This is a genomic window from Pseudoalteromonas sp. S554 (genome assembly GCF_005930865.1).
Classification (GTDB): Bacteria; Pseudomonadota; Gammaproteobacteria; order Enterobacterales; family Alteromonadaceae; genus Pseudoalteromonas; species Pseudoalteromonas marina.
On sequence record NZ_PNDV01000066.1, the window covers coordinates 1 to 5,289 of the forward strand.

The window sequence follows — 5,289 nt, forward strand, 5'->3', positions numbered from 1 at the left end:
TTTATAAAACGACAAATGTCGTAGACAAAATTGTTAGGTTTTAAGGAGAGTACCAATGTCAATTGATAGTTTATTTGCTTTGTTCGGAGCCATGATTATTTTAGCAATAGTTCCCGGTCCTGCGGTTTTTGCTATCATTGCTCGTTCTTTTTCTTCTGGTAAATTACAAGCATTCTATATGACTGTTGGTATAGTATTAGGTGATTATATTTTTGTTGTCCTTGCTTTGTTTGGTCTTTCTGCCCTTGCGGAAGTAATGGGAACAGCTTTTTTTATTATAAAATACCTAAGTGCTGCTTATTTAATTTGGCTTGGGGTTCAACTCCTACGTACAAAAGCAAAATCAATTGATATTGAAACATCGAAAGACTCATCTTTAATCTCTAATTTGTTAACTGGTCTTTTTATTACACTAGGTAATCCTAAAGCTATTATATTTTATGTGGGTTTTTTTCCTGCATTTATTAATGTTAACGAAGTTACATTTTATGACACCAGTTTAATTATGTTAGCTGCTACTTTAGCCTTTGGTAGTGTAAATATGTGCTACTCGTTACTAGCAGTAAAAGCGAAGAATACTTTTAAATCGCCTAATGCAACAACAGTCATTAATAAAACAGCGGGTACTATCATGGTGTCAACAGGTGCTTTGGTGGCAATTAAAACCTAACAAGAATTTAAAGAAGGACAAAATAAAGTTGGCTTTTTGTTCACTACGTTCACCTATTTTAGCCAACTATATTTTGCCTCTTAAATGGGCGTTATACGTTTCACACGTTCAGAGTAGTGTGATACTCTTGGTACTCTATAAACAACCCCTGATCTAATAAGGATATTAAAAATGAACACCCAAGAATATAAGCTGTATAGACAATACGAACCGAGAATAGATGAAATCAATTCACGTTTAGATATTGTGGATGAGGAAATACCTAAATTACAAAAGAAGTATCGTACTTCTGGTTACAAAGCTTCTGCCCTAGATGAACTTTTATCTTACGAGAAAGAGTCTAGCGAACTTCACCAAGAAAAGTTTCAAATTTGGAATAAGATAAAAACTGGTCTATAGCTTCTGAGACGTTCAATGCAAACTCCTCTGTATCTAACACTTTAGTATCAAGGGCTTTTCCTTGTTTTTGGGCGGATAATATTAATTTATTTATCTCATAGCGGTTTTCTAAAGTATTTTCCATTTGAGACACAATATCTTTAAACATCTTCAAATCAAAAAGGGCTTTATCTGTTACATCATTCATATTATTTTCCTTCTATATTATTTAAAATTAAACTTGCTCACTATTGAACATAAACGGATAACAAGTTGCTAAAACGGACTCACTACGTTCGCCGCTTAGCAAGGCGTTATAAGTTTACTTTTGCCCAGCTATGCGGGTCTTCAATACGCTCTTTTGTTTCAATGTTGAAAAAATCGTTTCCAACACGCAGCGCCTTGTACCAATCCCACCCACCAGAACATAAGCCGCGATATTCTTTCACCAAAAACGGTTTGTTGCCTTTTGGGGCTTCCTTTAGGTTTTTATTCCACTTAATCATTCTTGCCAGCTCCAACTTATAACAACTGAAATCAGGCGGACGTGCCGCCGCTGTTTCTTCTGGTTAGTTTGCTTAATCTTCTTCTGGAGGTGTTGGTGTATATCCACAATTTAAACACTCGTAAGTTATATAGTAACCACAATCTATCTCTTTAATTTCACCGCCACACTTTTCGCAGAAATCAAGCGGATCATCGGGTAACATATAATTAAATATTTGTTCATCAGTTAGTGTATTCATATTCTTTACCTCTTCTCGTTAAGTGCTGTCAGCAAAACTAACAACACGCTTAATTGTGACCGCCACAGTTGGCTGTCGTTCGTTCCTCACTATGCCACCTCAAAAGCGTGGCGGCACATTAGCTAAGGGTTATAGCTCTTCAGCATCCGGAGTATGAGGAATATGAATATTTCAACGAGAGACAAGGTAAACGACTTCCTTTCTGATATACAGTCCATATCCTCTGAGCAGTTTGATTTGTTGATTGCAATAAGAGATATCTTCATAAGGTCTAATGAAGAATTAGTTGAAGATATTAAATATGGTGGTTTGGTCTTTAACGTGTCAGATGCGTTGATAGGAGGCATTTATTCATATAAAAAACATGTTTCAATTGAGTTCAGTAATGGCGCGGACTTTATTGATAATGACTCGATCTTGGAGGGTGGTGGTAAAAAGAGGCGGCACCTACAAATATACGAAAATGACGATATCGTTCAAAAAAACGTCGAGTACTTTGTTAGTCAAGCAGTGAACAACTAAAGGAAACTATCGAGTGGTAAAATTTGGATATACAATCAATTATGTGCGTGATGTAGATATAGCTTTGTCATTCTTTGAGAAAGCATTTGAAATGACACGACGCTTTATCACCGACGAAAATGACTATGGTGAATTGAATACGGGTGAAACAGTTCTGGCTTTCGCATCTCATGAATTAGGACTATCAAACTTCTCTGGCGGATATATAAGTTCTACTGATTCAGAAAAACCATTGGGCATTGAAATAGCACTCATAACCGATGATGTTAGTGGCATACATCAGCGCGCAATACAATATGGTGCAGTTGAGTTAAAGTCACCTGAAACAAAACCTTGGGGGCAAGTTGTTTCTTACGTTCGTTGTCCTTCTGGCATCTTAATCGAGTTATGTACTCCGATCCAGAGTTAAGCTATAACAAAAAGCTGCACGCGGACACATATTGCTACGCGCGTTTTTGTGTATGTCGCGTTGCTCCATTTTTACAAAAAAACGCTCTCCGCAATATGTGCCGGTGAGCTTGGCGTTATGTTGCTTTTCTAGCTTCGCGTGTGTCCATATCTTTAAAGTGCAATTCTTCACTATTTGGTCTATTGCAATGCAGGCAGTGTGTATGCGTACCAAGCCCTTCACACTCAGAATCTTCTGCAAAGTTTTCTGGATATTCTTCTTTTAAAATTTCAGTGCTACCAATTACTGACCCGCCAGTTTTTTCTGTATTATGCTTATGTGGCGCTAGCCCGTAATAAGGGAATACACAATCTCCATCGCCGTTATTGCAGTGTTCGCAGCAACATAACAACGCCGTGCAAGTCGGACTACTAACAGTTGGTTTTTCTTGGTCGTTTTCCATTTTATCTAGCTCCTGTATTCTTAATTAATTTAGTGGTTACATTCCGTAGCCGCTTAACGCAAAGGTTATGTGTTTTTAGGAAATGTAGCTAAATTATTTTTGTGTTTGTTGTCATTTCGTCGCACAAAAATAGCGTTTTAGGTTTGGTGTGTATTTTTCGCCAAACTGGTTTAGGTTTACTCACTAATAAGCTTTGCGCTATTTTTACTTCGTAAATGCAAAGCTATTAATGTCGGTTGTACCAAAGGTAAGTGGCTCAAAAAATTCGGTTAGACGCACAGGCAACGGTGCACATAATTTCAGCTTGGTGTTAAAGTAAACACATAACAAGCATTTAAACAGGGACAAAAAACAGTTGGCTTTTTTCGTTCCTCAAAATTTTAGCCAACATTTTTTGCCCATTAAATGGGCGTTATATTTCACGGAGTATTCAAGCATGAGTGAACAACAAATAGTTTATTCTTTCGCATGGTTTCAGCCTGAAGAATGGCAGCGTTTAAAAGAAACAGTAGATGATCCAACAACGCTAGATGATACTTATCAAGAATGGCGACATAATGCTGAAAACGCTATTGGTGAACTTAGGGCCAATGGCGAGCAAGTTAAAAAAATATCTATCAAAATTAGTAAGCTTGTCAGTTGGTGTGAATCTAAAGGTATCAAGCCGGATAGTAAAGCTAGATCTGAATATGCAGCGTTCCTTGCAGATCAAAGAAGTAACTGAAATATAACAAGCAATTTAAGCGGGACTAAAAACAGTTTGCTCGGTTTCGCTTCGCTACACATTTTAGCAAACAATTTTTAGCCCCTTAATGTGGGCGTTATGTGTTTTTAGGAAATGTAGCTAAATTATTTTTGCGTTTGTTGTCATTTCGTCGCACAAAAATAGCGTTTTAGGTTTGGTGTGTTTTTTTCGCCAAACTAGTTTAGGTTTACTCACTAATAAGCTTTGCGCTATTTTTACTTCGTAAATGCAAAGCTATTAATGTCGGTTTTACCAAAGGTAAGTGGCTCAAAAAATTCGGTTAAACGCACAGGCAACGGTGCAAATAATTTTAGCTTGGTGTTAAAGTAAACACATAACAAGCATTTAAACAGGGACAAAAAACAGTTGGCTTTTTTCGTTCCTCAAAATTTTAGCCAACATTTTTTTGCCCATTAAATGGGCGTTATATTACTAATCAATCATGGAGTTACCAAAATGGAATGCATCAAAATAACCTTATCATCAAGCGATTACGCCAATGGTGTTCACATGGATATTCAAAATAAATTCTTTGAAGTATTCAAAATTAGCAAAGCACCAAAAAACATGATGATGTTATCACTAAAAGATCACCAGATAGACGGTAAGCCTATATTTTTATTGCCACATGATAACCCTTTGATCGTTGCGTTAAGTAGATTGTTTCAATCTGAAATATCAACGCTTCCTAATATTTCTGAACTATCACACCTATCAGGACATGCTGACGCTATAGATATTTTAGCTTCTAGCTGATCAACAATTAAACTATGACTATTGTGTACTATACAATTAGCAGGAAATCCTTTAACAGATCCGTCACTGTAAAGCTCCCATTCATGCCCTGTACTTTGTTGAATAACTTTAAAAATAATTGTTTTCATGGTTGTTCCTTAATCGTAATATAACAAGTCGTTAAAGCAGGACAAATAACAGTTGACTTTTGCTCCTGCGTCGCTTATTTTAGCCAACATATTATTTGCCTCTTAACGAGGCGTTATATGCAAAAAGGAGTTTCGTATGAATATCAATGCAACAATACTCGGTCAATTCATTTTAATATCAATTATTGTAATAAGTGGTTTAAGCTATTACCTCGGTAAACGTAAAACCCAAAATGTTAAAACAACAACCTTTATTGGTTGTTTATTGTCATTTATTCCACCATTAGGTTTAATATTTGTAGCAGTTTTGGCACTTAAAAATGATGTTTCAAATAATAAGGCATCTAATGTTTAGGCGTTTAATTGCATATAACACATATGAGCCTTAACTCTGTCAATAGGCATTAGTTTTCTTTTTGACCGTTTTTATAAATTGACGGTCAATTCTAAATCAATAAACAAATTCGTTTAAGTCCTAAGAGGATGCGGCTGT

The 5,289-nt window shown here is 36.2% G+C and carries 10 protein-coding genes; 6 read left to right on the plus strand and 4 right to left on the minus strand.

Going from position 1 to position 5,289, the window contains the following annotated elements:
* The first annotated feature begins 55 nt into the window (after nucleotides 1-55).
* Nucleotides 56-670: a LysE family translocator gene (locus tag CWB65_RS14440; RefSeq protein WP_138740830.1), complete on the plus strand. Its 615-nt coding sequence runs from the start codon at nucleotides 56-58 to the stop codon at nucleotides 668-670.
* Between the two features lie 340 nt (nucleotides 671-1,010).
* Here the strand turns inward: CWB65_RS14440 and CWB65_RS14445 are convergent, their stop codons facing one another.
* The 3 genes from CWB65_RS14445 to CWB65_RS19890 form a co-directional block, all read right to left on the minus strand.
* Nucleotides 1,011-1,256, minus strand: coding sequence for a hypothetical protein (locus CWB65_RS14445; protein WP_138740831.1), 246 nt, complete (start codon nucleotides 1,254-1,256; stop codon nucleotides 1,011-1,013).
* A gap of 106 nt (nucleotides 1,257-1,362) precedes the next feature.
* Nucleotides 1,363-1,554: a hypothetical protein gene (locus tag CWB65_RS14450; protein WP_138740832.1), complete on the minus strand. Its 192-nt coding sequence runs from the start codon at nucleotides 1,552-1,554 to the stop codon at nucleotides 1,363-1,365.
* 72 nt (nucleotides 1,555-1,626) lie between these two features.
* Entirely contained in the window at nucleotides 1,627-1,794 is a 168-nt protein-coding gene (locus CWB65_RS19890) for a hypothetical protein (protein WP_171047592.1), read from the minus strand.
* A gap of 162 nt (nucleotides 1,795-1,956) precedes the next feature.
* Here CWB65_RS19890 and CWB65_RS14455 point away from each other — a divergent pair, with 162 nt between their 5' ends.
* Nucleotides 1,957-2,316 carry a DUF1801 domain-containing protein gene (locus CWB65_RS14455; RefSeq protein WP_171047593.1) on the plus strand — a complete coding sequence of 120 codons (360 nt, stop codon included), beginning with the start codon at nucleotides 1,957-1,959 and terminating at the stop codon, nucleotides 2,314-2,316.
* A gap of 13 nt (nucleotides 2,317-2,329) precedes the next feature.
* Nucleotides 2,330-2,725, plus strand: coding sequence for a VOC family protein (locus CWB65_RS14460; protein ID WP_138740834.1), 396 nt, complete (start codon nucleotides 2,330-2,332; stop codon nucleotides 2,723-2,725).
* 115 nt (nucleotides 2,726-2,840) lie between these two features.
* Here the strand turns inward: CWB65_RS14460 and CWB65_RS14465 are convergent, their stop codons facing one another.
* On the minus strand, nucleotides 2,841-3,167 hold the full coding sequence (locus tag CWB65_RS14465; RefSeq protein WP_138740835.1) for a hypothetical protein: 327 nt from the start codon (nucleotides 3,165-3,167) through the stop codon (nucleotides 2,841-2,843).
* 436 nt (nucleotides 3,168-3,603) lie between these two features.
* Here CWB65_RS14465 and CWB65_RS14470 point away from each other — a divergent pair, with 436 nt between their 5' ends.
* The 3 genes from CWB65_RS14470 (at nucleotide 3,604) to CWB65_RS14480 (ending at nucleotide 5,151) form a co-directional block, all read left to right on the plus strand.
* A complete protein-coding gene (locus CWB65_RS14470) occupies nucleotides 3,604-3,891 on the plus strand; it encodes a hypothetical protein (protein ID WP_138740836.1) in 288 nt (95 codons plus the stop codon).
* A gap of 477 nt (nucleotides 3,892-4,368) precedes the next feature.
* Nucleotides 4,369-4,668: a hypothetical protein gene (locus CWB65_RS14475; protein WP_033025002.1), complete on the plus strand. Its 300-nt coding sequence runs from the start codon at nucleotides 4,369-4,371 to the stop codon at nucleotides 4,666-4,668.
* A 264-nt stretch (nucleotides 4,669-4,932) separates the two neighbouring features.
* Complete coding sequence (locus tag CWB65_RS14480; protein WP_008133290.1) at nucleotides 4,933-5,151, plus strand: hypothetical protein; 219 nt, start codon at nucleotides 4,933-4,935, stop codon at nucleotides 5,149-5,151.
* Nucleotides 5,152-5,289 lie beyond the last annotated feature (138 nt).

Coding starts and splice junctions, on each gene's coding strand:
- CWB65_RS14455 (WP_171047593.1), top strand. CDS start 1,957: ATGAATATTTCAACGAGAGACAAGGTAAACGACTTCCTTTCTGATATA.
- CWB65_RS19890 (WP_171047592.1), bottom strand. CDS start 1,794: ATGAATACACTAACTGATGAACAAATATTTAATTATATGTTACCCGAT.
- CWB65_RS14465 (WP_138740835.1), bottom strand. CDS start 3,167: ATGGAAAACGACCAAGAAAAACCAACTGTTAGTAGTCCGACTTGCACG.
- CWB65_RS14475 (WP_033025002.1), top strand. CDS start 4,369: ATGGAATGCATCAAAATAACCTTATCATCAAGCGATTACGCCAATGGT.
- CWB65_RS14480 (WP_008133290.1), top strand. CDS start 4,933: ATGAATATCAATGCAACAATACTCGGTCAATTCATTTTAATATCAATT.
- CWB65_RS14470 (WP_138740836.1), top strand. CDS start 3,604: ATGAGTGAACAACAAATAGTTTATTCTTTCGCATGGTTTCAGCCTGAA.
- CWB65_RS14445 (WP_138740831.1), bottom strand. CDS start 1,256: ATGAATGATGTAACAGATAAAGCCCTTTTTGATTTGAAGATGTTTAAA.
- CWB65_RS14450 (WP_138740832.1), bottom strand. CDS start 1,554: ATGATTAAGTGGAATAAAAACCTAAAGGAAGCCCCAAAAGGCAACAAA.
- CWB65_RS14440 (WP_138740830.1), top strand. CDS start 56: ATGTCAATTGATAGTTTATTTGCTTTGTTCGGAGCCATGATTATTTTA.